Source organism: Gellertiella hungarica (genome assembly GCF_014197145.1).
Lineage (GTDB): Bacteria > Pseudomonadota > Alphaproteobacteria > Rhizobiales > Rhizobiaceae > Gellertiella > Gellertiella hungarica.
In genome coordinates this window covers 159,815-186,253 of sequence record NZ_JACIEZ010000002.1, presented here as the reverse complement: position 1 = coordinate 186,253, position 26,439 = coordinate 159,815, and the positions used below count along the sequence as shown (strand labels likewise).

24 protein-coding genes and 1 tRNA gene are annotated in these 26,439 nt (G+C 63.9%); 8 read left to right on the top strand and 17 right to left on the bottom strand.

From position 1 onward, the window contains the following. Positions 1-18 precede the first annotated feature (18 nt). The 3 genes from GGR23_RS05445 to GGR23_RS05435 are packed head-to-tail and all read right to left on the bottom strand — an operon-like array spanning position 19 to position 3,197. Positions 19-1,008 (bottom strand): Hsp33 family molecular chaperone, encoded by a 990-nt coding sequence (locus tag GGR23_RS05445; protein ID WP_183365134.1) that lies wholly within the window; start codon positions 1,006-1,008, stop codon positions 19-21. Between the two features lie 51 nt (positions 1,009-1,059). After that, positions 1,060-1,977, bottom strand: coding sequence for an ornithine carbamoyltransferase (argF, locus tag GGR23_RS05440; RefSeq protein WP_183365133.1), 918 nt, complete (start codon positions 1,975-1,977; stop codon positions 1,060-1,062). A gap of 20 nt (positions 1,978-1,997) precedes the next feature. Further along, positions 1,998-3,197 carry an aspartate aminotransferase family protein gene (locus tag GGR23_RS05435; RefSeq protein ID WP_183365132.1) on the bottom strand — a complete coding sequence of 400 codons (1,200 nt, stop codon included), beginning with the start codon at positions 3,195-3,197 and terminating at the stop codon, positions 1,998-2,000. A 406-nt stretch (positions 3,198-3,603) separates the two neighbouring features. On the opposite strand from GGR23_RS05435, the gene GGR23_RS05430 reads away from it, so the two are divergent. Next, on the top strand, positions 3,604-4,134 hold the full coding sequence (locus GGR23_RS05430) for a GcrA family cell cycle regulator (RefSeq protein ID WP_183365131.1): 531 nt from the start codon (positions 3,604-3,606) through the stop codon (positions 4,132-4,134). A gap of 104 nt (positions 4,135-4,238) precedes the next feature. Here GGR23_RS05430 and phoB read toward each other — a convergent pair whose 3' ends face one another. From phoB to phoR, 7 genes are all read right to left on the bottom strand, one after another. After that, the gene (gene phoB / locus GGR23_RS05425; RefSeq protein WP_183365130.1) at positions 4,239-4,922 is read right to left on the bottom strand and encodes a phosphate regulon transcriptional regulator PhoB; all 684 of its coding nucleotides are present in this window, start codon (positions 4,920-4,922) and stop codon (positions 4,239-4,241) included. 31 nt (positions 4,923-4,953) lie between these two features. After that, on the bottom strand, positions 4,954-5,670 hold the full coding sequence (gene phoU, locus GGR23_RS05420) for a phosphate signaling complex protein PhoU (RefSeq protein WP_183365129.1): 717 nt from the start codon (positions 5,668-5,670) through the stop codon (positions 4,954-4,956). Positions 5,671-5,716: 46 nt separating this feature from the next. Continuing rightward, positions 5,717-6,532 carry a phosphate ABC transporter ATP-binding protein PstB gene (pstB, locus tag GGR23_RS05415; RefSeq protein WP_183365128.1) on the bottom strand — a complete coding sequence of 272 codons (816 nt, stop codon included), beginning with the start codon at positions 6,530-6,532 and terminating at the stop codon, positions 5,717-5,719. A gap of 12 nt (positions 6,533-6,544) precedes the next feature. After that, positions 6,545-7,837 carry a phosphate ABC transporter permease PstA gene (pstA, locus tag GGR23_RS05410; protein ID WP_183365127.1) on the bottom strand — a complete coding sequence of 431 codons (1,293 nt, stop codon included), beginning with the start codon at positions 7,835-7,837 and terminating at the stop codon, positions 6,545-6,547. Continuing rightward, positions 7,837-9,207 (bottom strand): phosphate ABC transporter permease subunit PstC, encoded by a 1,371-nt coding sequence (gene pstC, locus GGR23_RS05405; RefSeq protein WP_183365126.1) that lies wholly within the window; start codon positions 9,205-9,207, stop codon positions 7,837-7,839. The genes pstA and pstC overlap by 1 nt, the downstream gene beginning before the upstream one ends. Positions 9,208-9,277: 70 nt before the next feature. Further along, positions 9,278-10,315 (bottom strand): PstS family phosphate ABC transporter substrate-binding protein, encoded by a 1,038-nt coding sequence (locus GGR23_RS05400; RefSeq protein WP_183365125.1) that lies wholly within the window; start codon positions 10,313-10,315, stop codon positions 9,278-9,280. A gap of 199 nt (positions 10,316-10,514) precedes the next feature. Beyond that, positions 10,515-11,681: a phosphate regulon sensor histidine kinase PhoR gene (phoR, locus tag GGR23_RS05395; protein WP_183365757.1), complete on the bottom strand. Its 1,167-nt coding sequence runs from the start codon at positions 11,679-11,681 to the stop codon at positions 10,515-10,517. Between the two features lie 240 nt (positions 11,682-11,921). Here phoR and ppk2 point away from each other — a divergent pair, with 240 nt between their 5' ends. Further along, positions 11,922-12,812 (top strand): polyphosphate kinase 2, encoded by an 891-nt coding sequence (gene ppk2 / locus GGR23_RS05390; protein WP_183365124.1) that lies wholly within the window; start codon positions 11,922-11,924, stop codon positions 12,810-12,812. 45 nt (positions 12,813-12,857) lie between these two features. On the opposite strand, the gene GGR23_RS05385 is transcribed toward ppk2, so the two are convergent. After that, entirely contained in the window at positions 12,858-13,997 is a 1,140-nt protein-coding gene (locus GGR23_RS05385) for a hypothetical protein (RefSeq protein ID WP_183365123.1), read from the bottom strand. 259 nt (positions 13,998-14,256) lie between these two features. Here GGR23_RS05385 and GGR23_RS05380 point away from each other — a divergent pair, with 259 nt between their 5' ends. Beyond that, entirely contained in the window at positions 14,257-15,216 is a 960-nt protein-coding gene (locus GGR23_RS05380; protein WP_183365122.1) for an NAD(P)H-dependent flavin oxidoreductase, read from the top strand. A 132-nt stretch (positions 15,217-15,348) separates the two neighbouring features. Next, positions 15,349-15,424 (top strand) — tRNA-Thr (locus GGR23_RS05375). Positions 15,425-15,460: 36 nt separating this feature from the next. Here the strand turns inward: GGR23_RS05375 and GGR23_RS05370 are convergent. Next, positions 15,461-16,108, bottom strand: coding sequence for a DUF6766 family protein (locus GGR23_RS05370; protein WP_183365121.1), 648 nt, complete (start codon positions 16,106-16,108; stop codon positions 15,461-15,463). Positions 16,109-16,225: 117 nt separating this feature from the next. After that, entirely contained in the window at positions 16,226-18,889 is a 2,664-nt protein-coding gene (locus GGR23_RS05365; RefSeq protein WP_183365120.1) for an EAL domain-containing protein, read from the bottom strand. A 311-nt stretch (positions 18,890-19,200) separates the two neighbouring features. Between GGR23_RS05365 and GGR23_RS05360 the strand changes: the two genes are divergently transcribed. After that, positions 19,201-20,907, top strand: a complete 1,707-nt coding sequence (locus GGR23_RS05360; protein WP_183365119.1) for a long-chain-fatty-acid--CoA ligase — start codon at positions 19,201-19,203, stop codon at positions 20,905-20,907. A gap of 141 nt (positions 20,908-21,048) precedes the next feature. Continuing rightward, on the top strand, positions 21,049-22,665 hold the full coding sequence (pgi, locus tag GGR23_RS05355; protein WP_183365118.1) for a glucose-6-phosphate isomerase: 1,617 nt from the start codon (positions 21,049-21,051) through the stop codon (positions 22,663-22,665). A 6-nt stretch (positions 22,666-22,671) separates the two neighbouring features. On the opposite strand, the gene GGR23_RS05350 is transcribed toward pgi, so the two are convergent. Continuing rightward, positions 22,672-23,313: a hypothetical protein gene (locus tag GGR23_RS05350; RefSeq protein WP_183365117.1), complete on the bottom strand. Its 642-nt coding sequence runs from the start codon at positions 23,311-23,313 to the stop codon at positions 22,672-22,674. 80 nt (positions 23,314-23,393) lie between these two features. Between GGR23_RS05350 and GGR23_RS05345 the strand changes: the two genes are divergently transcribed. Continuing rightward, positions 23,394-23,948 carry a DUF2975 domain-containing protein gene (locus GGR23_RS05345; protein ID WP_183365116.1) on the top strand — a complete coding sequence of 185 codons (555 nt, stop codon included), beginning with the start codon at positions 23,394-23,396 and terminating at the stop codon, positions 23,946-23,948. A 2-nt stretch (positions 23,949-23,950) separates the two neighbouring features. Further along, complete coding sequence (locus GGR23_RS05340; RefSeq protein WP_183365115.1) at positions 23,951-24,178, top strand: helix-turn-helix domain-containing protein; 228 nt, start codon at positions 23,951-23,953, stop codon at positions 24,176-24,178. Positions 24,179-24,181: 3 nt separating this feature from the next. Here GGR23_RS05340 and GGR23_RS05335 read toward each other — a convergent pair whose 3' ends face one another. The 3 genes from GGR23_RS05335 to GGR23_RS05325 all read right to left on the bottom strand — a co-directional run bounded on the left by GGR23_RS05335 (position 24,182) and on the right by GGR23_RS05325 (position 26,393). Beyond that, positions 24,182-25,108 (bottom strand): carbohydrate kinase family protein, encoded by a 927-nt coding sequence (locus GGR23_RS05335; RefSeq protein WP_183365114.1) that lies wholly within the window; start codon positions 25,106-25,108, stop codon positions 24,182-24,184. Positions 25,109-25,219: 111 nt separating this feature from the next. Then, positions 25,220-25,918, bottom strand: a complete 699-nt coding sequence (locus tag GGR23_RS05330; RefSeq protein WP_183365113.1) for an orotate phosphoribosyltransferase — start codon at positions 25,916-25,918, stop codon at positions 25,220-25,222. A 109-nt stretch (positions 25,919-26,027) separates the two neighbouring features. Further along, positions 26,028-26,393, bottom strand: a complete 366-nt coding sequence (locus GGR23_RS05325; protein ID WP_183365112.1) for a DUF805 domain-containing protein — start codon at positions 26,391-26,393, stop codon at positions 26,028-26,030. Between the last annotated feature and the right edge of the window lie 46 nt (positions 26,394-26,439).

Here is a 26,439-nt window from a genome sequence, read left to right as displayed (position 1 = left end):
CGCCAGCCCTTCCCGGCCTCAGGCCGGCAACACTTCCGAAGCCTCGTAGCGATAGGTGGTGGAGCAGAACTCGCAGGTCACCGAGATCGCGCCGTCTTCCGTCGAATGCTCGATCTCTTCGCGGGTAAAGCCTTCCAGCACCGACTTGATCTTCTCGCGCGAGCAGCTGCAGCGGTCCTCGACCACCTGCGGCGCATAGACGCGAACGCCCCGCTCGTGGAAGAGCCGGTAGAGCAGCCGTTCAGCGCCGACCTGGGGGTCGGTGAGCTCCGCAGCGTCCACCGTCTCGAGCAGCGTGCGGGCTTCGGTCCAGCTGTCGTCTTCGGTCACCTGATGGGTCTGCGGATCGCCATCGCCACCGGGCAGGTCTGCCTGGCGCATGCGCTCCGGCGCTTCCGGAAGGAACTGGGCAATGATGCCGCCGGCCCGCCAGTGGTGCCTCGGCCTGCCATCGGGGCCGCGGTCGTAGAATTCCGCGGCACTCAGGCGGACCCGCGTCGGGATCTGTTCCGACTGGCGGAAGTAGACGCCGGCGATATCCTCCAGCGAGGTGCCATCGAGGGCGACGATGCCCTGGTAGGGCTGCGTGAAACGACCCTGATCGATGGTGAAGGCGAGCACGCCGCGGCCGAGCAGGTCCTGAGGCGCTGCCTGGCCTGCCGCAATCGCCTGTTCCAGCCGTTCCTCGTCGAAGCGCGCATAGGCGCGCACGCTGGACGGCGTGGTGAAATCGACCACCAGGAGGTCGACCGGACCATCGCCCTTGGTCTGCACCGTGAACTTGCCCTCGAACTTCAGGGAGGTGCCGATGAGCACCGTCAGCACCGAAACTTCCGCCAGAAGCCGGGCGACCGCCGGCGGATAGTTGTGCCGGCCCATGATGGCGTCGAGGATGGGGCCCAGCTGGACGGCGCGGCCGCGCACATCCATGCCTTCCACCTGGAAGGGGACGACGTGATCGTCACCGGCGAAACCGAATTCGCCGAGCTTGGCTGCGTTGTCTGCCATGGGATACTCCTGAAACGGCCTGAAAGCGCCCTATATGGGTGATCTTTCCGGTTACACCAGACCGAAACACCAGGCGAGGACGGATTTCTGCGCATGCAGCCGGTTCTCGGCCTCGTCGAAGACCACCGACTGCGGGCCGTCGATGACCTCGTCGGTCACTTCCTCGCCGCGATGGGCCGGCAGGCAGTGCATGAAGAGCGCGTCCGGCTTTGCCCTTTTCATCAGCGCCTCGTTGACCTGGAAGGGCTGGAAGATGTTGTGGCCGCGCGCCTTGTGCTCCTGGTTCATGGAAACCCAGGTATCGGTGACGACGCAATCGGCACCCTCCACGGCGCGCTCCGCATCATGGCAGAGCATGATGTCGCCGCCATTGTTGCGGGCCCAGTTGAGGAACTTGTCCTGCGGCTCGGAGCCCAGCGGCACGGCCATGTTCATGCGGTAGCCGAACTGGGCCGCACCTTCCACCAGCGAATGCAGGATGTTGTTGCCGTCGCCCGTCCAGGCGATGGTCTTGCCCTTTACCGGGCCCCGATGCTCCTCGAAGGTGAGGATGTCGGCCATGATCTGGCAGGGATGCGTATCGTCCGTGAGGCCGTTGATGACAGGCACGGTCGCGGCTTCGGCAAGCTCCAGAAGCCGGCGGTGATCGGTGGTGCGGATCATGATCGCGTCCACGTAGCGCGAGAGCACCTTGGCCGTATCGGCGATCGTCTCGGCGCGGCCGAGCTGCATTTCGGTGCCGGAGAGGAACAGCGTTTCTCCGCCAAGCTGGCGCATGCCGACGTCGAAGGACACGCGGGTGCGGGTGGAGGGCTTCTCGAAGATCATCGCCAGCATCTTTCCGGCAAGCGGCTTGTCTGCCGTTCCGGCCTTGGTCGCCGCCTTTCGCGTCTTGGCATCCTCGAGGATGTTGCGCAGTTCGGGAGCGGCTACGGTGGAAAGATCGATGAAATGCTTGGGCGATGCCATGGAGAGTGTCCTGTCGTCTATCAGGCGGTCTTGAGGGCGTCTTTTTCGCGCACGGCAAGGGCGGCGCGCTCGATGCGGGCAATGCCTTCGCGCACGTCTTCCGCGGTTACCGTGAGGGGCGGCAACAGGCGGATCACGTTTTCACCGGCGGGGACGCCGAGAAGATGTTCGGCGCGCATGGCCGTGAGCAGATCGGCAGAGGGGCCCTTGGCCTTGATGCCGAGCATCAGGCCCTGTCCGCGGATTTCCGCGATCACGTCCGGGAAGCGGTCTGCGAGCGAGGCGAGGCCCTGGCGGAAGAGAAGCGCCATGTCGCGGACATGGTCGAGGAAGCCGTCGGCGAGCACCACGTCGAGCACCGCCTGACCGACGGCCATCGCCAGCGGATTGCCGCCATAGGTGGAGCCGTGGGTACCGGCAACCATGCCAGACGCGGCCTCCTCCGTCGCAAGGCAGGCGCCGAGCGGGAAACCGCCGCCGATACCCTTGGCCACGGCCATGATGTCGGGGGTAATGCCCGCCCACTCATGGGCAAAGAGCTTGCCGGTACGCCCGACACCGCACTGCACCTCGTCGAGGATCAGCAGCAGGCCGTGCTCGTCGCAGAGCTGGCGCAGCGCCCGCAGGAATTCCGGTTCGGCCGGACGGATGCCGCCCTCGCCCTGCACGGGCTCCACGAGGATTGCTGCGGTTTCCGGCGTGATCGCCGCCTTCACCGCCTCGATGTCGCCGAAGGGTACGGGATCGAAGCCGGGCGCCTTGGGGCCGAAGCCTTCGATGTATTTCTCGTTGCCGCCGGCCGCGATGGTCGCGATCGTGCGCCCGTGAAACGCGCCTTCGAAGGTGATGATGTGGAACTTCTCGGGATGACCCTTGGAGAAGTGATAGCGGCGCGCCGTCTTGATCGCGCATTCCAGGGCTTCGGCACCGGAATTGGTGAAGAACACCTTCTCCGCGAAGGTTGCCTCCATCAGCCGTCGTCCGAGCGCCTCCTGGCCGGGTATCTCGTAGAGATTGGAGAGCTGCCAGACCTTGCTGGCCTGTTCCGTGAGCGCTGCCACCAGGTGCGGATGCGCGTGGCCCAGAGAATTGACCGCGACGCCTGCCGCAAAATCCAGATATCGCTCGCCGTTCTCGGTGGTCAGCCAGGCGCCCTCGCCATGGGTGAACCGGAGCGGGGTCCTGTTGTAGGTGTTGTAAAGCGGCGTGGCTGCGACCATGACGCACCTCTGCTTGCGATATGCGGCTTCGAAAGGATTGCCGAATGCAACCCGGAAAAATCAAAAATGCCGCCTTTCGGCGGCGGCGCACTATCCCCATTTCGCAATGCAATGTCAACAAAACCGGCGGATTTCTTGGGCGCGACATGGTGCGCCCGGCTTCACCGCAGCGGGCCGCGGCAAGCGAAGCGCAAGGGGAAGCAAGTTGGGGAAAAGTCGAAAATCGAATCACGATGATTCCGGCGACTCTTGTCACGGAGTCAGGCTCACACTAGGTTAAATCTCAATTACTAGACTGCATGCGGCGGAACTAGTCACGACAATGGTGAGGCGTTTGGCGTCGGATTTTCGTCCGGCGCAGGGTGACGGATTCTATCTATCACAGGCGCGACAGCGGAGAATGTGCATGAACTGGACAGACGAGCGCGTTGAGAAACTGAAGAAGCTGTGGTCCGAAGGTCTGAGCGCAAGCCAGATTGCAGCGCAGCTGGGCGGCGTCAGCCGCAATGCCGTCATCGGCAAGGTTCACCGCCTCAGTCTGCCGGGCCGTGCAAAGGCCGGCGGCACCGCGCCTGCCACTGCCTCCCGCGCACCGAAGCGCACAACCTCCGCACCCCGTGCCCCGAACTATGCGGCCCGCGCCACCACCCGCACCGTGACCCGCGCCCAGGGCGCGACCGTCGTGCGCGAGGAGGTCGAGATCGACACCGTGGAGGAAATGGAATTCGTGCCGGCCAGCAATGTGGTCGTTCCGATCTCCCGCCGCCTCGAACTCACCCAGCTCACGGAGCGCACCTGCAAGTGGCCGGTGGGCGACCCGCTGAAGGACGATTTCCACTTCTGCGGCAATGACAGCCCGGACAGCTCCCCCTACTGCAACTATCACCAGAAGCTGGCCTACCAGCCGGTTTCCGACCGCCGCCGCGCCGCCCGCTGAGGCAGGCCCGGCTCCAAGGGACAGCAAAAACCCCGGTTCGATGAACCGGGGTTTTTCTTTTGGCAGCGCCGCAAGGCTTTCGGCAACAGAAGACGAGAGGGCAATCAGCCCTCGATCGAATAACCCGCTCCACGCACCGTGCGGATGACATCCGACATGCCCGGCAGGTTGACGGCCTTGCGAAGGCGGCCGATATGCACGTCCACGGTGCGCTCGTCGACATAGATGTCGTGGCCCCAGACGCCATCGAGAAGCTGCGAGCGCGAGAAGACGCGTGCGGGCGAGGACATCAGGAATTCCAGCAGCTTGAACTCGGTCGGGCCGAGGCGCACCTCGCGGCCCTTGCGGTGCACGCGGTGGGTTTCGCGGTCGAGTTCCAGCTCCCCGCAGCGGAGCACGCTTGCCAGAACCTCGGGCTTTGCGCGGCGCAGCATGGCCTTCACGCGCGCCATCAGCTCCGGGGTGGAGAAAGGCTTGACCACATAGTCGTCGGCACCGGTCGAAAGGCCGCGCACGCGCTCGCTTTCCTCGCCGCGGGCCGTCAGCATGATGATCGGCAGGCGCTCGGTCTCGGAGCGCTGGCGCAGGCGCCGGCACAGCTCGATGCCGGACACGCCGGGCAGCATCCAGTCCAGGATCAGGAGATCCGGCACGCGCTCCTTGAGCCGCGTTTCCGCCTCGTCGCCGCGCATGATCGCATCGACCTCGAAGCCCTCTGCCTCGAGATTGTACCGGAGGAGCTCGGAAATGGCTTCCTCGTCCTCGACAACTGCTACTCTGGGCGTCATTTGGGATTATCCTTCTGCCGCTTGTGCGCGATCACTCGGTCACGCTGGCCGTGACCGTATTGGCGGTATCGTCCTTCGGGCGGTCGCCCTCCGGCTGGGCTCCGGTCGCCATGTAGTAGATCGTCTCGGCAATGTTGGTCGCATGGTCGCCGATGCGCTCGATGTTCTTGGCGCAGAAGAGCAGGTGCGTGCAGGGCGTGATGTTGCGCGGATCTTCCATCATGTAGGTCAGAAGCTCGCGGAAGATCGAGGTGTACATGGCATCGATCTCCTCGTCGCGCTCGCGGATCGACTTCGCCTTTTCGGCAGAGCGGGTCGTGTAGACGTCGAGCACTTCCTTGAGTTGCATCAGCGCGAGTTCGGAAAGGTGCTCCAGACCGCGTGCGAGCTTGCGCGGCACGCCCTGAGCCTGCACGGCAATCACCCGCTTGGCGGTGTTCTTGCCGAGATCGCCCACGCGCTCCAGATCGGCCGCGATGCGGATCGAGCCCATAATCTCGCGCAGGTCCGCTGCAACCGGCTGGCGCCTTGCGATGATGATGACGGCCTTGTCGCCGACTTCGCGCTCGGCGGCATCCAGCGTGGCGTCGTCGGAAATCACCTTCTGCGCCAGGGCGGTGTTGGAGGTCACCAGCGCCTGCACGGACTCGCTGACCATCTGTTCCGCAAGCCCCCCCATCTCGGAGATGCGGCGGGCCAGGAATTTCAGTTCTTCGTCGAATGCCGAATAGATGTGGGAGGAAGCCATGGAAATGTGTCCTTGATCGGGGAAGACGGATGCAGGCAGACCGGGCTCAGCCGAAGCGGCCCATGATGTAGTCCTGCGTCCGGCTCTCATCCGGATTTGTGAAGATCTTGTCGGTGTCGTTCTCCTCGACGAGGTTGCCGAGGTGGAACATGGCGGTGCGCTGCGAAACGCGCGCGGCCTGCTGCATGGAATGGGTCACGATCACGATGGTGAAGTTGAGGCGCAGCTCGTGGATGAGCTCCTCGACCTTGGCGGTCGCGATGGGATCGAGTGCCGAGCAGGGTTCGTCCATCAGGATGACCTCAGGCGAGACGGCCACCGCGCGGGCGATGCACAGGCGCTGCTGCTGACCGCCCGAAAGGCCGGTTCCGGCCTCGTTGAGCCGGTCCTTCACCTCGTTCCATAGGCCGGCCTTCATGAGGCTGGTCTCGACGATCTGGTCGAGTTCCGCCTTGTTGCGGGCAAGGCCATGGATGCGCGGCCCGTAGGCGACGTTCTCGTAGATCGACTTGGGGAAGGGGTTCGGCTTCTGGAACACCATGCCGACGCGGGCGCGCAGCTCGACCACGTCGATGGACGGATCGTAGATGTCCTGTCCGTCCAGGGTGATCTCTCCGCCGACGCGGCAGTTGTCGATCGTGTCGTTCATGCGGTTCAGGCAGCGCAGGAAGGTGGACTTGCCGCAGCCCGAAGGGCCGATCAGCGCCGTCACCGTGTTCTGGCGGATCGGCAGGTTGACGTCGAAGAGCGCCTGCTTGGTGCCGTAATGCACCGTGACGTTCTTGCCCATCATCTTGATCGCGGGATCGCTCATGGTCTGGCCCTGTTTCGGTTCGGTCGTGGTTTCAGCCATCATGTTCATGTTTCTTGCTCCTTACCAGCGGCGTTCGAAGCGCTGTCTGAGGAAGATCGCGATGCCGTTCATCAGCACGAGGAAGGCGAGAAGCACGAGGATCGCGGCGGAGGTGCGGGCGACGAAGCCACGTTCCGGGCTGTCCGACCAGATGTAGATCTGGGTGGGAAGCGCGGTGGAGGCGTCGAAGATGCCGTGGGCGGCGCTGGTCATGAAGGCATTCATGCCGATGAGAAGGAGCGGCGCCGTCTCGCCGAGCGCACGCGCCAGGCTGATGATGGTGCCGGTCATCACCGTGGGCATGGCCAGCGGCAGGATGTGGTGGAAAATCGCCTCGTGTTTGGACGCACCGATGCCGAGCGCGGCTTCGCGGATCGAACCGGGCACCGCCTTCAGCGACACGCGGGTCACGATGATCAGCGTCGGCAGCGTCATCAGCGCGAGCACCAGGCCGCCGACGAGCGGGGCCGAGCGCGGCAGGCCGAACCAGCCGAGGAAAACGGCGAGGCCAAGCAGACCGAAGACCACGGAAGGAACGGCCGCCAGATTGTTGATGTTGATCTCGATGAGATCCGTCCAGCGGTTCTTCGGTGCGAATTCCTCGAGATAGATGGCGGCGGCGATGCCGACGGGGAAACTGATCGCGAAGCAGACGACGATGGACCAGAAGGAGCCCGAAATTGCGCCAGCCAGGCCGGCGAGCTCGGGGAACCGGCTGTCGGCATTGAAGAGCAGGCCCCAGTTGAAGGGCTTCGCGATCACGCCCTTGGCGACGAGCGCGTCGAAGGCGGCGATATCCTTGTCGCTGACGCGGCGCTGCGCTTCCGGGGTCTGGCGGGAGACCTCGCCCTTGGCGAGCTGGTCGAAGGGATCGGAAAGCGGAATGACGAAGGTCGACTTGCCCTCGAGCCGGGAGGGATCCGCGATCACCGCGTCGCGCACCAGATAGGCGGCGGAGTCGGTGAAGATATCGAGATACTTCTTCTGCTCGCGCTTCGGCAGGGATTTCGCATCCCCGAGATCAAGCAGCGCCTGCTTGACGATCCCCTTCCAGTTAGCGTCGGCGATCTTCGCCTTGTCCACTCCGGCGGCAGACAGGTCGATCTCGACCGAAGCGACGGTCTGCACGAAGGCCTTGTGGCCGCTGTAGATCAGCGAACCGATGAGGATGGCGAGGAAGCCGAGTGCGAAGACGATGGCGATGAGGCCATAGGCCTTCAGCCGCGCCTCCGCCGCATAGCGGCTCTTGCGCCGGGCTTCGATGGCCGGCGAATGCCAGTCCACGGTCTGCACCTGGGAAATGGCGGCGCTCATCAGTATTTCTCCCGGAACTTGCGAACGGTGCTCAGCGCGATGAGGTTGAGGCCGAGCGTGATGATGAAGAGGACGAGGCCGAGCGCGAAGGCGGCGAGCGTCTTCGGATTGTCGAACTCGGCGTCACCGATGAGCAGCGTGACGATCTGCACGGTAACGGTCGTGACCGACGAGAAGGGATTGAGCGTCATGGTGGCGATGAGGCCGGCGGCCATGACGACGATCATGGTTTCACCGATGGCGCGGGAGAGCGCCAGCAGCACGCCGCCGATGATGCCCGGCAGGGCCGCAGGCAGCAGCACCTTGCGGATCGTCTCGCCCTTGGTGGCGCCGAGGGCGAGCGAACCGTCGCGCAGCGCACGGGGCACCGCCGCGAAGGCGTCGTCTGCGAGCGAGGAGATGAAGGGGATGATCATGACGCCCATCACCAGGCCGGCGGCCAGTGCGCTGTTCGGCTCGGAAGGCAGGCCGAGCGCTGCGCCGAGATCGCGCACCGCCGGAGCGACGGTCAGCACGGCGAAGAAGCCGTAGACGACGGTCGGAATGCCCGCGAGGATCTCGAGCAGCGGCTTTACCACGGCGCGGAAGGTGGGCGGCGAATATTCGGTGAGGTAGATGGCGGAATAGATGCCGGTCGGAACCGCAACGATCATGGCGATGACCGAGATCACCACGGTGCCGAAGATGACGGGGATGACACCGAAGGCACCCTGCCCCGCCACCTGATCGGCGCGGATGGCAATCTGGGGCTCCCAGCGCAGGCCGAACAGGAATTCCTGCACCGGAACCATGGCGAAGAAGCGCATGGCCTCGAAGAGCAGCGAAGCGATGATGCCGAGCGTGGTGACGATGGCCGCCAGCGAGGAAAGCAGCATGAAGATGGAAACGGCGCGCTCCACGCTGTGGCGGGCGCGGGCCCGCTTGCTGACGAAGCGCCAGGCGAGATAGGCGCCGACCGCAGCCGCGGCAAAGGCGACGGTGGCGATGATCCAGGCGGAGATGGACTGCAGCGACTTGAAGTGCTCGACCGCCGCCAGCACCTCCGGCGTCGGTTCCTTGAAGATGTTGCCGGCGACGACCTGGCGGATTTCCGAAATCGCGATCGAACGGGCGGAGGCATCCATCGCTTCCACGCCCGGATAGCGCGCGAGCACCAGATGATCGATGACCGTATCCTGGAGGAAGAGCCAGAGCAGCAGCAGGACGAAGGCGGGAATGCCGGTCCAGATTGCCGCATTGAGGCCGTGATAGATGGCCCGAGAATGGGTTTTTCCGCTCGACGCCTCCGCCGTGCGGCGGGCCTTTGCGGCGCTGAGGAAACCCATCAGCGCGGCCGCGGCCACCAGAAACAACAAAATGTAACCCGCCATCATGGACCCCCGGGTAGAGACAGACGAGAGCCGCCCGCACGCGCGTGCGGACGGCTCCTGTTTTCAGAGCTTACTTGGCAGCCAGCTTGGTGGCTTCCTCGACGGCCTTGCGGGTCGCGTCGCGGAGATCCTGGGCAAGCGGGGTCAGACCGCGCTCGACCATGTAGCCCTCGTCACCCATGGCTTCTTCCGAGGTGGCTTCCTTGAGGAAGTCCTTCAGGCCTGGGATAACGTCGCGATGGGCGTTCTTGACGTAGAAGAACAGCGGGCGGGCAACCGGGTAGGAGCCGTCGGCAATGGTTTCTTCGGTCGGATCGACGCCCTCGATCTTCGCAGCCTTCAGCTTGTCGCTGTTTTCATAGAGGAAGGAGTAGCCGAAGATGCCGACGGCGTTCTTGTCGGCTTCCAGGCGCTGCACGATCAGGTTGTCGTTTTCACCGGCTTCGACGAACGGCCCGTCCTGACGCATGCGCGAGCAGACTTCCTTGAACTTCTTCTCGTCCGACTTCTTCAGCTCTTCCATGCCGGCCTGCTTGAGGCAGCCTGCATCCATGACGAGCTCGACGAAGGCGTCACGGGTACCGGAGGTCGGCGGCGGGCCGAAAACGGTAATGGCGATGTTCGGCAGCGACGGGTCGATGTCGGACCAGTTCTTGTTCGGGTTGGCAACGAAGCCGCCCTTGCCATCCGGAAGCTCGGCGGCGAGCGCCTTGTAGAGCTGCTCCTTGGTGAGGTTCAGGTCGCCGGCCTGCTGGTCCATGGCGATGGTGAGACCGTCATAACCGATCTTGGCTTCGGTGATGTCGACCACGCCGTTATCGGCGCAGAGCTTCACTTCGCTGTCCTTGATGGCGCGCGAGGCGTTGGAGATATCCGGGAAGTCCGGGCCGATGCCGCCGCAGAACACCTTGAAGCCGCCACCGGTGCCGGTGGACTCCACGACCGGAGCCGGCTTGCCGGACTTGTTGGCGAACTCTTCGGCTGCGGCCTGCATGTAGGGGAATACGGTGGAGGAACCGACGATCTTGATCTGGTCGCGCGCATGGGCAGCGCCCGCAAAGGCTGCCGAGGCAATCAGCGCTGCAGCAGTGAGGTGAAGAGCTTTCATAGGAATTCTCCCGAAACGGAACCGTGTTTGTGGCGGGCCTTGCCTGGCCCCCTGGACCCCTCACTCATGTGAAGGCAGGGCTGATGTAGCCTTTGACGGCTCACCTTTTATGTCACTTCGATGAAACTATTGTGACAGCCCATCCCGTTGTTTCAAAAGGGAAATCCGGAGCGATCGAAATTTGTGACCGGCCAATGTGTCAGAAACGCACGGTAAAGCGGCTGCCCTTGCCGGGCTCGGACTGGATCAGAAGGCGCGCGCGGTGCCGGGTTAGGATGTGCTTGACGATGGCAAGTCCGAGGCCGGTGCCCTTCTTGGAACGGCTCGCCTCCACATTGACCCGGTAGAAGCGCTCGGTGAGACGGGGCACGTGCTCCGCCTCTATCCCGGGTCCGTGGTCGGTCACGCTGACCTCCGCGCCGCCCCCGGCGAGGCTTGAAAGCTCCACCGCCACGCTCTTGCCCTCCTGACCGTATTTGCAGGCGTTCTCCACGAGGTTCTCGAAGACCTGCACCAGCTCGTCGCGATCCCCCGGGACGATGACGGGGCCATCGGGCACGGACAGGCTGATCGTGACGCCGAGGCTCTCGCCGAGCGGCATGAGGGAATCGCGCACATGCGACAGGACGGGAACGAGATCGACCCGCTCGCCGGGGGCGATATGGGATTTCAACTCGAGGCGGGAGAGCGAGAGGAGATCGTCGACCAGCCGGCTCATGCGGTTCACCTGATCCAGCATGATGCCGAGAAAGCGCTCCTGGGCCTTAGGATCGGCGCGGGCCGGCCCCTGAAGGGTTTCGATGAAGCCACGCAGCGATGCGAGCGGCGTTCGCAATTCATGGCTGGCATTGGCGACGAAATCGGTGCGCATCTGGTCGATGCGGTGCAGACCGGACACGTCGTTGAAGACGATCAGGAACTGACCGTCGCCCACCGGGGACACCCGGACCCGGTAGGCGCGCGCGGACGGCACGCGCTCCACATAATCCTTCTGCTGGGGATGACCGGTCTTCAGCCCCTCGCGGACCATGTCGAGAAGGCCGGGCGCCCGAAGCCGTGCCGAGATATGCGCCCGATCCGGCAGGCTGCCGAAGACCTCGAGCGCCGCCTGGTTCTGCAGGAGGATTTCCTCCTCCTGGCTGATCAGCAGAACGGGAAAGTCCAGTGCCTCGATCATCTGCGATGCATCCCGACCGGCCGGGACTGCAACGGGATCCGGGCGAACGGCAGGCAGGGGGGGCGCAAGGGGTGCCGGCGAGCGCATCAGGGCGACCAGAGAGAGCAGAAGCCACACCCCGACCACCGGAACCGCCGGGAGATCGGCTGCAAGGGCCGCGGCGGCGGCCAGCAAAAGCGCCGCAAGCATCAGTCCGTTCGCCTTCAGCCGGCCCGCGATATCCAGTCCGTCCTCACCTGCCAAAGCACTGCCTCCCCTCTGCGAAGCACCTGAGATATCGGCGCTTCATGACAGTCATGTCTCAAATGCCCCCTCCAGCGCAATCGGCTGTTGAAATCGATCACCGGTCGCCGGCGCCATCGCGACAGAAGATGCTTGTCATCCTTTGTTGTTTGAACCACCTTTCCAGGATCGAACAGGAGGGTCTTCATGACGGATGGCACGGAAAGCAGGGCGGTAGAGCTGAAGATCGGCAAGGATACCCGCGTCTTCGACGTGGACGATCCCGAGCTGCCGGACTGGGTGAAGGACAAGGCGCTCGAATCCGGAGGCTTTCCCTATGACAAGAAGATGAAGACCGACGATTACGAGAAGGAGCTGAAGGCGCTGCAGATCGAGCTGGTCAAGGTGCAGTTCTGGCTCCAGAAGACCGGTCAGAGGGTCATGGCACTCTTCGAGGGCCGGGACGCGGCAGGCAAGGGCGGCGCGATCTCCGCCACCCGGGAATACATGAACCCCCGTTCGGCCCGCACCGTGGCGCTTTCGAAGCCGACCGAGACCGAGCGCGGACAATGGTATTTCCAGCGCTACATCACCCACTTCCCGGCGGCGGGTGAATTCGTGCTCTTCGACCGGTCCTGGTACAACCGCGCCGGGGTGGAACCGGTGATGGGGTTCTGCACGCCGGAGCAGTACGAGCAGTTCCTCGATCACGTGCCGCGCTTCGAAAAGATGGTGGCGGACGAGAAGATCCACTTCTTCAAGTTCTGGCTGGATATCGGGCGCGAGATGCAGCTGAAGCGCTTCCACGACCGGCGGCACGATCCGCTGCATGTGTGGAAGCTCTCGCCGATGGACATAGCGGCGCTGAACAAGTGGGACGATTACACCGCCAAGCGCAACCGCATGCTTGCGGAGACCCATACCGACAAGGCTCCCTGGACGGTGGTGCTGGCCAACGACAAGCGCCGCGCCCGCACCAACATCATCCGGCACCTGCTGCAGTCGCTCGACTACGAGGGCAAGGACGAGAAGGCGATCGGCAGCATCGACCGGGACATCCTCATGACCGATCCGAAGAAGGTCATCGACAGGAAGTAAGGCCCGCACGCGGCGGGCCTCGCAAAGCATTTCCGGCGGGACGGTTCAGGGAACCGGCAGCAGGCGAACGGCGAGCAGGTCCACCCCGCCGCCTTCGCCGGTCACGTCACTGTTGAGGACCAGTGCCGGCGTGCCGCCCGCCTCCGAACCTTCTTCGCGCACGACCTGGATCAGGGCGTCCGAGCGCTGGGAGGTGACCGTGAAGCGATGGCGCTCGCAGCTTCCCTGTCCGGCCAGATCGCAATCGACCGTCACCTGCACCGGCTTGTCGTTGGACGAGCGCAGGCTGATGGCGATCGTCGCCTCGGCGCCCTCGGCCTGGCTGAGGCTTTCCGCGGGCAAGAGGATGCGCACCGCCCCGTCGGCCCCGCTCGAGGTGGAGGTGATGCGGATCACGGGTCCATCGCCCGTGGACACCAGCTTCGCATTGGCAAGGCTTCCGGCAGAGACGCGATCCACGTCGCCCGGCTTGAAGATCTCGATCCAGTCCTTCGAGAAGTTGTTGCTGTCCAGCGCAGGACCGGTATTGCCACCGGGTTCCGGCAGGTCTTCCTCGCTGACGGCAGCCGGCGGGTTGGCCACCGACGTGTCGCGCTCCGCCGCGGTGAGAAAGAGACCCGACACATAGGCCCACCACGCCCCCATCAGGATGAAGGCGAGCAGCATCACCCATATGAACAGACGGGCGAAAAAGCCCCGGCTCTTCTTCTTCGGACGCGCCGCTGCCGACGGCCGGCCGCTTGCCCGGCCCGAAGGCCGGCCGGACGGCATGCCCGAGAGAACGGACGGATCGTCGGCTGCCCGCGGCGCGGGATCGGCCGCCGGCTCGCCGAGCCTTTCGGCACGCAGCGCACCGAAGTCGCTGTCGTCGGTGGAGCGGTCTTCTGCGGGGCGGGCATCGTCGAGGCTCGCCATGTCGTCCTCAAAATCCCCGTAGGCGATCTCCACCTGGGGATCGGCAACGGCAATGCCGAGGCGCTGGCGCTCTTCCGTCTCGATGGCCTTGATGGCCGCTTCCAGCCGATGCCGCTGGGCGGCGACGGTGGCGGGATCCGTGACATCCTGCTTGCGCAAACCGGTTTCAAGCGCCTGGCGTGCAGACTGGTAGATCCTTGCCCGGACTTCCGGGTTGGACCGCTCCGCGCGCTCGAGCGCATTCCTGATGGCCGTTTCCAAACCGCTCAAATAGGTCTTCCTTCCGCTGCTGCAGGGCGACGCGACCGCGCCGCGCAAAGCATGATGAGAATCGATAGAGAGAACACCATCGAACCGCAAGTGTTTCACCCGGCAAGGGCCATGCGGCTGCGGCAAAAACCCCCGTCGCCTTGCCTGCAGGCTGCGCTTGCGGAATGATGACTGCGACCCGAACTTTCACCTTTTCGATCAGAAAAGGCCGTGCTAGCAATATTGACGTTATCGTAAACGTAAGACGGAACCTGCCGCCATGGCGCTGCCGCCCATCCTGAAAGACAAGCTGAGGCTGCCCGCGATCGCCTCGCCGCTGTTCATCATTTCCCACCCTGCCCTCGTCCTCGCGGAATGCAAGGCCGGCATCGTCGGGGCCTTTCCGGCACTGAACGCACGACCCGAGAGCCAGCTGGACGAGTGGCTGGCGGAGATCACCGAGGAGCTGGCCCGGCACGATGCCGCCCATCCGGACCGCCCCGCAGCGCCCTTTGCGGTCAACCAGATCGTCCACACGTCGAACCGGCGCCTCGAGCACGATCTGCGGCTTTGCGTGAAATACAAGGTGCCGATCGTCATCTCCTCGCTGGGCGCGGTGCCGGAGGTGAACGATGCCGTGCATTCCTACGGCGGCATCGTCCTGCATGACGTGATCAACAATCGCCACGCCCAATCGGCGATCCGCAAGGGCGCGGACGGGCTGATCGCGGTTGCCACCGGTGCCGGCGGCCATGCGGGCACGCTGTCGCCCTTCGCGCTGGTTCAGGAAATCCGCCAGTGGTTCGACGGGCCGCTGGCGCTCGCAGGTGCCATTTCCACCGGCGGCGGCATCCTCGCAGCCCAGGCCATGGGGGCCGATCTCGCCTACATGGGCTCGCTGTTCATCGCCACCGAGGAGGCCCGCGCGGCCGACGCCTACAAGCAGTGCATCGTCGACAGCACGGCGGCGGACATCGTCTACAGCAATTACTTCACCGGCATTCACGGCAACTATCTGAAGCCCTCCATCAAGGCGGCCGGGATGGATCCGGACAACCTGCCGGTCGCCGATCCCTCGAAGATGGATTTCGGCAAGGAGCAGACGGGCGCCAAGGCCTGGAAGGACATCTGGGGCTGCGGCCAGGGCATCGCCAACATCAAGGCAGTCGAACCGGTCTCCGCCGTGGTCGACCGGCTCGCCCGCGAATATGCCGAGGCCCGCCAGCGCCTCGCGCTCTGACTCCTTCCGGACGCGGAAGCCCTCTTCCGCGTCCGGAAGCGAATTTACCGAAACCGCAATTGATGGCTTGAATTTCCATCCGCTTCCCTGTATCAGCCCGCTCAGACATCGCCATGCGATGCTTCGCAAAGGGCCGCTTTAGCTCAGTCGGTAGAGCACATCATTCGTAATGATGGGGTCACGTGTTCGAGTCACGTAAGCGGCACCATTTCCCGGACCTTCCTCCTGAAAACTCCCTTTCGCCTCAACTGCCGGTCTGGCTGTCGGGCGCATCGACCGGCTTCGATTCCGGTGAGCCACGGTAGCGCAGGAAGATCGAGAGCACGACGATCACCGCCGTCGACAGGAATTCCGACTGCCAGTTCTGAAAGGACTCGAACCAGAACTGGGCGCTGGCGATATGGTCGAGCAGGGTGGCACCGGCATCTCCGTGCATCGCTGCCTCGTTGCTTTCGGCCCGCGCACTGCCGACGAGGTGCAGGACGAAGCTGACGACGAAGAGCGCGGCGAGCACGAGGCCGAGCGAATGCTCGTAGAGCCAGCGCCCGGCGCCGACCGCCGGCCTTTTCTTGCCGCGCCCCATGGGCGCTTCCTCCTGCTCCTTCTCGTCTTCGTCGGGGTCTTTCGATTCGGCCGACCCCTTCTGGTAGAGATAGGCCGTCAGGACAACATAGGCCGACATCTGCAGGAATTCGCTCTCCCAGTTCTCGAACAAGGCCGAGAGAAACGCGCCCGACCCCATGTAGGACAGTAGCGGCAGGCTTGCCTGTCCATGCCGGCGCAGGTCCTCGTTCTCGACCTGCCAGCCCGAAAGCAGCATGCCCAGTATGGTCAGCGCCGAGGCGAGCAGGAGAACGATGGTCAGACCGTTGTTGCGCAGGAATTGCTTCATGTCATGGCTCCACAGACCGCGCCTCGGGAGAGGCTCCGTCAGGAAACACTTCGGCTGGCTTGGGAGTTCCGGTCCGGTGGATACGGCGCGGCGCGCTGCCTTCGCAGGCGCCTGCCCTCAGGCTCGCTTGCGCCCGTTTTCCGGACGGCTTTCGTGTGCAAGGGCAAAGGCGAGAAAATCGGCAGCCCGCATGGGTCGGGCAAAGGCATAGCCTTGCAGGGTCTGGCAGCCCATGTCGCTGAGAAGCGCGGCATGGTCCATGGTTTCCACCCCCTCGGCAACGATGCCGATGCCGCAGGTCCGGCCGATATCGATGATCGAGGACACGAGCTGGCGCTCGCGCTGGGAGTCGAGAATGGGCGTGATCAGCTGCCGGTCGATCTTCAGCTTGCGGGGCGTCAGCTTGAGAAGGTTGACGATCGAGGCATGGCCGGTGCCGAAATCGTCGATCTCGATATCGACGCCCAGCGCCTTAAGCCGTTCGATGGTGTTGAGAACCGCATCGTCGTCATCCTCGAAGGAGATCGATTCCAGCAACTCGAAGCAGAGGCTTCCGGGATCGAAACGCAGGTCCTCGATCTTCTCGAGAAGACCGCCTTCGAGCAGGCGCTGTGCGGAAATGTTCACCGAGACCCTTGGAATGGCAAGGCCTGCCGCCTGCCACTGGCGCAGGTGGAACAGCGCCTGGTCGAGGACGATCTCGTCGATCCGGTGCATGACATTGAGGCTTTCGGCAATCCGGAGGAAGGCGTCGGGAGCCAGCAGCCCGCGCTCGGGATGCTCCCAGCGCACCAGCGCCTCCACCCCGTCGATATCACGCGTGCGGGCATCGAACTGCGGCTGGAAGAAGGCGACGAACTCGCCCTGCTCCAGCGCCCGCAGGATGTCGTCCGCCGTCTGCTTGGTTTCGACCACCTGGGCACGCAGGCCGTCCGTGAAGAACTCGACGCGGCCCCTGCCCCGCTTCTTGGCTTCGTAGAGGGCGATGTCGGCATTGACGAGCAGCTCGCCGGGGCTTTCGTCCTCCCGGGTCCAGGTGGCGATGCCGATGCTGGCGCCGGCGCGGCATTCCTGCCCCTCGAAGAACACCGGCTCCGTGAGCGCGGCGATGATGCGGCCCGCCAGACGCTCCAGATCGGCAGTGTCCCGGCTTTCGCGGCGCACGATGACGAACTCGTCGCCGCCGAACCGCGCGACGAAATCGTCGGCCCCTGCACAGGCGGCAATCACCGATGCCGCATGGCGAAGGATGCTGTCACCCGCCGCATGGCCCAGCGTATCGTTGATATCCTTGAACCGGTCGAGATCGAGATGAAGGATGGACAGCGGCGCACCGTCGGCCGGTCCGAGATCGGCGAGGAACTGGTCCAGATAGCGGCGGTTGGGAAGTCCGGTCAGCGCGTCATGAAGGGCGTTGAATTCCATCTGCCGGTGCGCCTGCTCCAGGGCCCGGTTCTTTTCCTCGGCCATCTCGCGGGCAGCCAGCAATGCCTCCTCGCGCCGAACGTCGGCGGTAATGTCCCATTCGACGCCGAGGAAACGCTCGCGCCCGGGTGTCGAATCCACCAGGCGCCCGAAGGCCCGGATGTGCTTGACCTCGCTGGAACCGGGGATCTGGATGCGATACTGACCCACATAGGCGGATCGTGCGGCCAGCGCATCCGCGAAGGCCTTCTCCGCCGCTGCCACGTCGTCGGGATGAACCACACGCTTCCAGTCGGCGAATTCGTAGTAATCGCGGATTTCCGTCATCCCGAGATGACCGCGCACCCGATCGTCCCAGACCTGGCGGCCGGAATGGACGTCGTGCTCCCAGATGCCCACCTGCGAGGTGGCAAGGGCAAGTTCGAGGCGGCTGGAGAGGGCGGTCAGGCGCTCCCCGTTGCGCTCGAGATGTTCCATCGTCCGGTATCGCTCCGCCATCAGCCGGATGACCCACAGCATCGGCAGGAGGATGGCGGCCGCAGCCAGCAAGAGAAAGATGCGGAAGGGCAGAAGCTGTGCCGGCCCCACACCCCAGCCCTCCTTGGGCGCGGCGGCAAGCAGCCAGTAATCCTGGCCGATATTGACGGTCATTCTGACCGGATCGAAGGAAAAGACGTCATCCCGGCCGAAGAAGGGCTTGCCGAACATGCCATGGGCATCGCCCCGCGAAATGGCGAAGAAGATCGGCAGGTCCTCGTCCATCAGCCCGCTTTCCTGGAAGAGCTGACCGAGATCGATGGTGGCCGAGAGAATACCCCAGAGATCGGGCTTCGCTCCCTTGCGCTCCACCAGCACGGGGTAGTTGACGACCAGCCCCTTTCCGCCGTTGTCGAGATCGACCGGGCCGGAGATGTTGACCTTGCGCGATTGCGCCGCGAGGAAGGCGGCACCGTGCTCCCGGTTGCGCTTGCGGAAATCGAAGCCGATGCGGGAGGACTGCGAGAGCGGATAGACCATGGTGACGACCATTTCGGGCGCTGCGCTGACAAAGGCGATGTTGCCTTCCGTGGCCAGCGTTCCCCGGGCGAGCGCGTCGAAGCGCTCCGGTGTCATCTTCGGTTCGGTCTGCAGCGCCGCGACCAGCCCCTTCAGAAGAAGAACATTGCCGTTGATGCGTCCCTCGATTGCCGAGCGCATGACGCTCAGCTGCTCGGTCACCATGTTGCGGCTGTTCTCTTCCTGGTAAAGCGCACGCTGCTGATCGGCAAAAAGCAGCGCAAAGAGCGTGGCCAGCGCCACGACGGAAAACAGCATGAAGGCTTGCAGCCGCACGAAGCGGGCATTCGTCTTGCGCACAACTGCTGTATCAAGCGCCGGAAACATGGCGCGCAGCGCGCTTTAATTTGATTATAAAACAATTACGACGAATTGTTATTTCTGCCCCGTCCGCAGCCCGTTTTTTTGCTTGCCCCATCGCGCAGGGGACGAGAACGTGCGGGGGCTTGCCAATCGCCGCCGGTTTATTTTACGTTTACGTCAAGGTACGTTCAGTCGGCCTTGATAACGGGTTGGAATGGCATAATCTGGCAGCGGGACGAGGAATGGGAGCCTCGGGACTGCCGGTGACAAAGCGGGCCTTCTATGGCCATGGGGAGGAGACGGACAGGATGACGACACCGACGCATATGCTGAGCGGCAGGGCCGAAGAGAAGATCTGGCTGGGTTCGTACCCGGTGCGGGTGCCCTCGAGGCTGGGAGACCTCAAGGAGAGCTCGCTTGCGGAACTCTTGAGCCGCAGCTGCGCCGCCTATGCCGACAGGCCGGCCTTCGAGAGCATGGGCAAGGTGCTGACCTATCGCGAGCTCGACAGCGCAACCCGCAGCATCGCCGCATGGCTGCAGCAGATGGGCCTCGAAAAGGGCGACCGTGTGGCGGTGATGATGCCGAACATCCTGCAGAATCCGGTGACCGTCTATGGCATCCTCCGGGCCGGCATGGTGGTGGTGAACGTCAACCCTCTCTATACGCCGCGCGAGCTGCAACACCAGCTTCAGGATGCCGGTGCGAAGGCGATCTTCGTTCTCGAAAACTTTGCCCATACCGTGGAGCAGGTTCTGGCGGAAACGGAGCTGAAGCACGTCGTCGTGGCCAGCATGGGCGACATGCTGGGCGCCAAGGGTCTCCTCGTGAACCTCGTGGTGCGGCACGTCAAGAAGCTCGTTCCGGCCTATAACCTTCCGAAGGCCATCGCCTTCAAGCAGGTCATGGCGGAGGCCAATGCGCGCGCGATGAAACCGGTGGCGATCTCCGGCAACGACATCGCCTTCCTCCAGTATACCGGCGGGACCACCGGGGTATCGAAGGGTGCGACGCTTACCCACGCCAACCTGCTGTCCAACAAGGAACAGCTGATTCTCTGGCTCGAGGCGGTATTCGAGCGCCGCAAGCGCCCCCAGCAGCTGAACTTCCTCTGCGCACTGCCGCTCTACCACATCTTTGCACTGACGGTGAATTCGCTGATGGGCCTGTCGATGGGCGGGTGCAACCTGCTCATTGCCAACCCGCGCGACATTCCGGCCTTCGTCAAGGAATGGAAGAAACACCAAATCCACATCTTCCCGGGCCTCAACACGCTGTTCAATGCGTTGATGAACAATCCGGACTTCAACGCCATCGACTTCTCGCAGCTGCTGCTCGTGCTCGGCGGCGGCATGGCGGTGCAGCGTCCCGTGGCAGAGCGCTGGCAGAAGATGACCGGCTGCGCCATCACCGAGGGCTACGGCCTCTCCGAAACCTCCCCGGTCGCGACCGCCAACCGGCTCGACCGCGCGGAGTTTACCGGCACCGTCGGGCTTCCGCTTCCCTCCACCGACATCGAGATCCGCGACGACATGGGCCAGACGCTGCCGATCGGCGAGGTCGGCGAGATCTGCATCCGCGGTCCGCAGGTCATGCTCGGCTACTGGCAGCGGCCGGCGGAGACCGCGCAGGTGATCAGCCCCGACGGCTTCTTCCGCACGGGCGACATCGGGGTGATGGACGAGCACGGCTATACCAAGATCGTGGACCGCAAGAAGGACATGATCCTCGTCTCCGGGTTCAACGTCTATCCGAACGAGATCGAGGAGGTGGCGGCCATGCATCCGGGCGTGCTGGAGGCAGCGGCCGTGGGCGTTCCGGACGAGCATTCCGGCGAGGCCGTCAAGCTCTTCGTGGTGCGCAAGGATCCGACGCTGACGGAAGAGGAGCTGAAGCACCACTGCGCCGAGAATCTCACCGGCTACAAGCGGCCGCGCCACATCGAGTTCCGCGACGATCTGCCGAAGACGAATGTGGGCAAGATCCTGCGCAAGGAATTGCGCGCCCAGGCCTGAGACCACCGCCAGACCCGCCGGCGGCCCTTGGCCGCTGGCTCTTTTGCGTCATGGGCGGCGAAAAGCCGAAATCGTGGATTTCGATCCGTGCACGAATGCAGTAAGGTGCGGGCGATTTTTGACGATTAGGAATCGCTGCCGATGCAAGCCCTTGTTGAACAACTGAAATCCGCCGTCGCCTCGACCCGCGCAACCGACATCAGGGCAGCCTTTGCGGCCGATGGCGATCGGTTCGGCAAATTCAGCGCCGCCTTCGACGATCTCCTGATGGACTACTCCAAATGCGCCGTGAACGACGAGATCATGGCCCTGCTGGAAAGGCTCGCCGCGGAAGGCGGGGTCGCCGAGAAGCGGGATCAGATGGTCTCCGGCGCGCCGATCAATTTCACGGAAGGCCGTTCTGTGCTGCATACGGCACTGCGCAACCGCTCCAATCGTCCTGTCATGGTCGATGGCAGGGATGTCATGCCTGACGTCAACGGCGTGCTCTCGGCCATGGGCGTCTTCGCGGATGCAATCCGCAGCGGCGCCTTGCGCGGCGCAACGGGAAAGCCGATCACGGATGTCGTGAACATCGGCATCGGCGGCTCCGATCTCGGCCCGGTCATGGCGACACTGGCGCTGGCCCCCTTCCATGACGGCCCGCGCCTGCATTTCGTCTCGAATGTCGACGGGGCCCACGTCGCCGACACGCTGAAGGTGCTGTCTGCGGAAACGACGCTCTTCATCGTCGCCTCCAAGACCTTCACCACCATCGAGACGATGACCAATGCCCAGACGGCGCGGCGCTTCATCGCCGAGGCGCTGGGGGAGGCAGCCGTTCGCCACCATTTCGCTGCCGTTTCCACGGCATTGTCCAAGGTTGCGGATTTCGGCATCGAGGAAGACCGCGTTTTCGGCTTCTGGGACTGGGTCGGCGGGCGCTACTCCATCTGGTCGGCCATCGGCCTGCCGCTGATGATTGCCATCGGACCCGAGGATTTCGGCCGTTTTCTCGATGGCGCCCATGCCATGGACCGGCATTTCGAGACGGCCCCCTTCCGCGAGAACCTGCCGATGCTGCTCGGCCTGCTGGGCTACTATCAGCGCAACGTGCTCGGCTATCCCTCCCGCGCGATCCTGCCCTATGATCAGCGGCTTTCCCGTTTTCCGGCCTACCTGCAGCAGCTCGACATGGAATCGAACGGCAAAAGCGTGACCATCGACGGCAAGCCGGTCGAGGGACGGTCTGGCCCGATCGTCTGGGGCGAGCCCGGCACCAACGGTCAGCATGCCTTCTATCAGCTCATCCACCAGGGCACCGACATCATCCCGGCGGAGTTTCTCATCGCCCGGCGCGGCTTCGAGCCGGATCTTGCCCACCAGCATCGCCTGCTGATCGCCAACTGCCTCGCGCAGTCGCAGGCGCTGCTCAAGGGGCGCACGCTCGAGGAAGCTCGGGCACAGCTGGACCGGCAAGGCATGGATGCAACGAGGGCCGACCATATCGCACCGCATCGCGTCTTCACCGGCAACCGTCCGTCGATCACCTTCATGCATGACCAGCTGACGCCCTTTGCGCTGGGACGCCTGATCGCGCTCTACGAACACAGGGTTTTCGTCGAAGGCGTGCTCTTCCGCATCAACTCCTTCGACCAGTGGGGCGTGGAACTCGGCAAGGAGCTGGCGACCGGCCTTCTTCCCGTCGTGGAAGGCAAGGCCGGGACGGAGGGACTGGACAGCTCCACCGCCGGCCTTGTGGCCTCGCTCAGGCAGTGAAGACGCTCACTGCGCTGCATCGGGGGTCGCGGGCGCAGTGACCATGCCGGCCAGGCCGTCCTCGCAGGCGGGAACCTCCCTGAGGCCGGCCGTTTTCAGCACGCCCATCAGGTCCATGTCGGCAAAGACCGGGATGTATCCGGATTCCCCATCGGGCCGCAGCAGGACGCTCGTCCTGACGGGCCCCGACTTCAGCGAGGGATCGGCGGTGCAGCCGCCGGCAAACCCGACCGAGAGCGAGCCGGTGCCTTCCGCACCGGCACTCCTCGCCTTCAGGACTTCGGCCTGCATCTCCTGGAAGCGCTCCGCATCCGCCGCGTTGAGCATGAGCAGGTAAAGGCGCTCGTCCTCGCGCAACATGCGGCCGATCTTCGGCGCCACGGCATTGCCTGTTACCAGTTCCAACGCGAAGTGCCGCTTCGTTTCCGCGCCGGTCTCGGCATTTTTCCAGACGATATCCATCACCACATCGCCCTGCTTCAAGCGGATGCCATCCGGAAAGGTCACCACGACTCGGATATCCGCAGGCTTCATGGTCAGCGGGTCGAGAAGCGCGAGCTGCGCCATGGCGGACGGCGGAATCGAGGTGCAGGCAACGGTGCAGAGACCCAGAGAAGCGGCCAAAAGGGGGCCAAGGAACGGGCGCATAAACAGACTCCTGAGTGATTGACGTTTATTTTTTATCGTATTACAATAATTTTTAGTTGCAATACAGGATTCTGAAAAAGATGCGAGACGATGCTTTGGCTGCCATCAGGACCATCAGCAGGCGCGCAAAGGCGCTGCTGGCCATCATTTCCGCCGGCCTTGTGGGGGGCGCTATCTATCTTGTGTGGAAGGTGAGTGCGGACCTGCCGGGGTTCACCGGCGAGATCAAGGCCTGGCTCGGAACAGAGGCCCCCGCCATCACGCTGAGCGGGCGGGCAATTGCCGGCCTTGCGGCTCTCGGGATCATCAACGCGGCAATCGCCGCGGCGGCCATCTGGACCGTGTGGCGGCTATTCGACAGGCTGGAAAAAGGCAGGGTCTTCACCCGCCAGAGCGGAGAATTGCTGCGGCTTGCAGGGGCGCTTGCCCTCACCGGCGCGATCAGCACGGTGGTGTCCCGCACCCTTGCGACGCTGATTGCCACCTACGACAATCCGCCGGGGGAGAAAATCCTGTTGATCGGCTTCGGCAGCAGCGAGGGCATGCTTCTTCTGCTTTCCGCGCTGCTTTACGCAATGGGCCATGTCATTGCGCTGGCCTCGGACATCGAGCGTGAAAACAGGAGCTTCGTCTGACCATGCCCATTGTCGTTACGCTTGACGTCATGCTGGCCCGGCGCAAGATGCGCTCGCGCGAACTGTCCGAGCGGATCGGCATCACGGAGCAGAATGTTTCGCTGCTGAAGTCGGGAAAGGTGAGTGGGATCCGGTTCGACACGCTGAACCGGATCTGCGAGGCGCTTCAATGCCAGCCGGGAGACATTCTCGAATACCGGCCCGAAGAACCGGCCGAAGAAGGACGCTGAGGTTCAGAAACCGATTTCGGCCGCGGTCGGCGGGTTGGCGCCTGCGCGCGACACGGTAACGGCTGCCGCCTTCACCCCCCAGGTCAGCGCGTCCTCGATATCGGGTGCGGTGAGCGCCCCGATGGCGCCCTTGGTCAGGAGGCCCTTGCGATCCAGCGCGGCAAGAACACCCGCATCGAACGTGTCGCCGGCGCCGACCGTATCGACCACTTCGACCTTTACCACGGGAACGCTGACCTTGTGACGCACCGTATAGCCGGTTGCGCCTTCGGCTCCCCGGGTCACCAGCACCAGCTTGGCGCCGCGCGCAATCCACTTGCGGGCGAGCGTTTCCTCGTCGCCCTCCTCGCCGAACCAGGCGAGGTCCTCGTCGGAAAACTTCACGATGTCGGATTTTGCCGCCATGCGGCGGATGCGGGCCTCATGGGCGTCCGCATCCCGGATGAAGCCGGGGCGAATGTTCGGATCGAGCGAGATCACCCGCGCATCGGCCTCACGCATGAGAAGCGTCTCGTAAGCCGTTCCACAGGGTTCGGGAATGAGGCTGATCGCGCCGAAGTGCAGGGCGTTTACCTCCGGACCGAAGCTCGGCAGATCGTCGATGTCGAGCATCCGGCCGGCCGTATTCTCGTCATAGAAGGCGTAGCTGGCCTGGCCATTCACCAGCTTCACCAGCGCAATCGTGGTCGGGCGGGAGGAAATGGCCGCAAAGCGGGGATCGACGCCGCTTTTCTCGAGCGTTTCCCTGAGAATGTCGCCCAGCATGTCGTCGGAAAGGCCGCTGAAGAAACCCGTCTCGATCCCGAGCCGGCCGAGCGCAATCGCCGTGTTGAAGATGGCACCGCCTGCATAGGGCGCAAAGGCGCGCTCGCCAAGCGTCGTCTCACGCGGCAACATGTCGATCAACGCTTCCCCACAGCAGACGATCATAGGCTTGGCCTCCCCGGCATGGAATAAATCACTTGAATCGATTTATTCCATTTCCGGATGGAAAGCCAGAGCGAACTACGAGCATTTGCCTTTGAGGGAGGCAAATGCCCATCATGCCGTGGGTAGAGAACCGACGCCCCCGTGCGCTTCGGACCAGGCGAGCGGCGCATCGAGGAAGGATTCCACGCTCGCCAGCGTTTGCGGGTCGAAGAGCGCCTTGTCCCGCGCCACCGCCAGCACGTCGCGCCAGGTGGCGATGTGATGGAGGGACACCTTTCCATTGGCAAAGCGGGCTTCGGCATCGGCAAAGATGCCGTAATAAAAGAGTGCCATGCCGTGATCGACAGTGCCGCCGGCGGCGCGGATCGCATCGATGAACTTGAACATGGAACCGCCTGCCGTGGTCAGGTCCTCGATGACGAGCACGCGCGCACCCTCGGGCATGTGACCCTCGATCTGCGCGTTGCGCCCATGGCCCTTCGGCTGCTTGCGGACATAGATCATCGGCAGGCCGAGACGCTCGGCAAGGAAGGCAGCAAAGGGAATGCCCGCCGTCTCTCCCCCGGCCACGCAGTCGAACTGCTCGTATCCTGCCTCGCGCAGGACGGTCGCGGCGGCGAAATCCATGACCGCGGAGCGGATGCGGGGGTAGGAGATGAGCTTGCGGCAATCGATGTAGACCGGGCTCATCATGCCGGATGCAAGCTTGTAGGGCTTGTCCGCGGAGAAATGGACGGCCTTTATCTCCCAGAGCATTTTCGCCATCTCGGACGCCATCACGGCGGGTTCGGCAAAGGTGGTCTGGAACATGGGGCGACTCCTCGGGCTTGGAGAATGAATGAGCTTCCCCGCTTCTAGCCACGCACCGGGCCGCATTCAAGCGGCAAGCGCCGGGCCTAGCCCGGCGCTTGCCCGAATGTCACTTCTCCGGCGGGAAACCGAAGCGGTTCTCGCCGACGGAGCCCTTGGTGCAGAACCAGATGAGCAGGAGGATGAAGCCGATGAGCGGGATCAACGCGATGAGCAGCCACCAGCCGGCCTTGTCGATGTCGTGCAAGCGCCGGACGCTGACGGCGAGACCCGGGAGGAAAAGGGCAAGCGACACCACCGCCGCCGCCAGATTGAGCACAAGGCTGTCCCCGCCTCCCGCCTGAACCACGACGTTCAGAACCACCGATACGATGATGTTGAAAAGCGCAAACCACCAGTATTCGGACCGCGTGGCCCGGCCGGAGAAGGTGGCGTATTTCTGGAAGCAGGTCGTGACGGATTCTGCAAAAGTCATGAAGAGGCCCCTCGCTGTGATTCGTCTTTGGCGACAATCACATGTT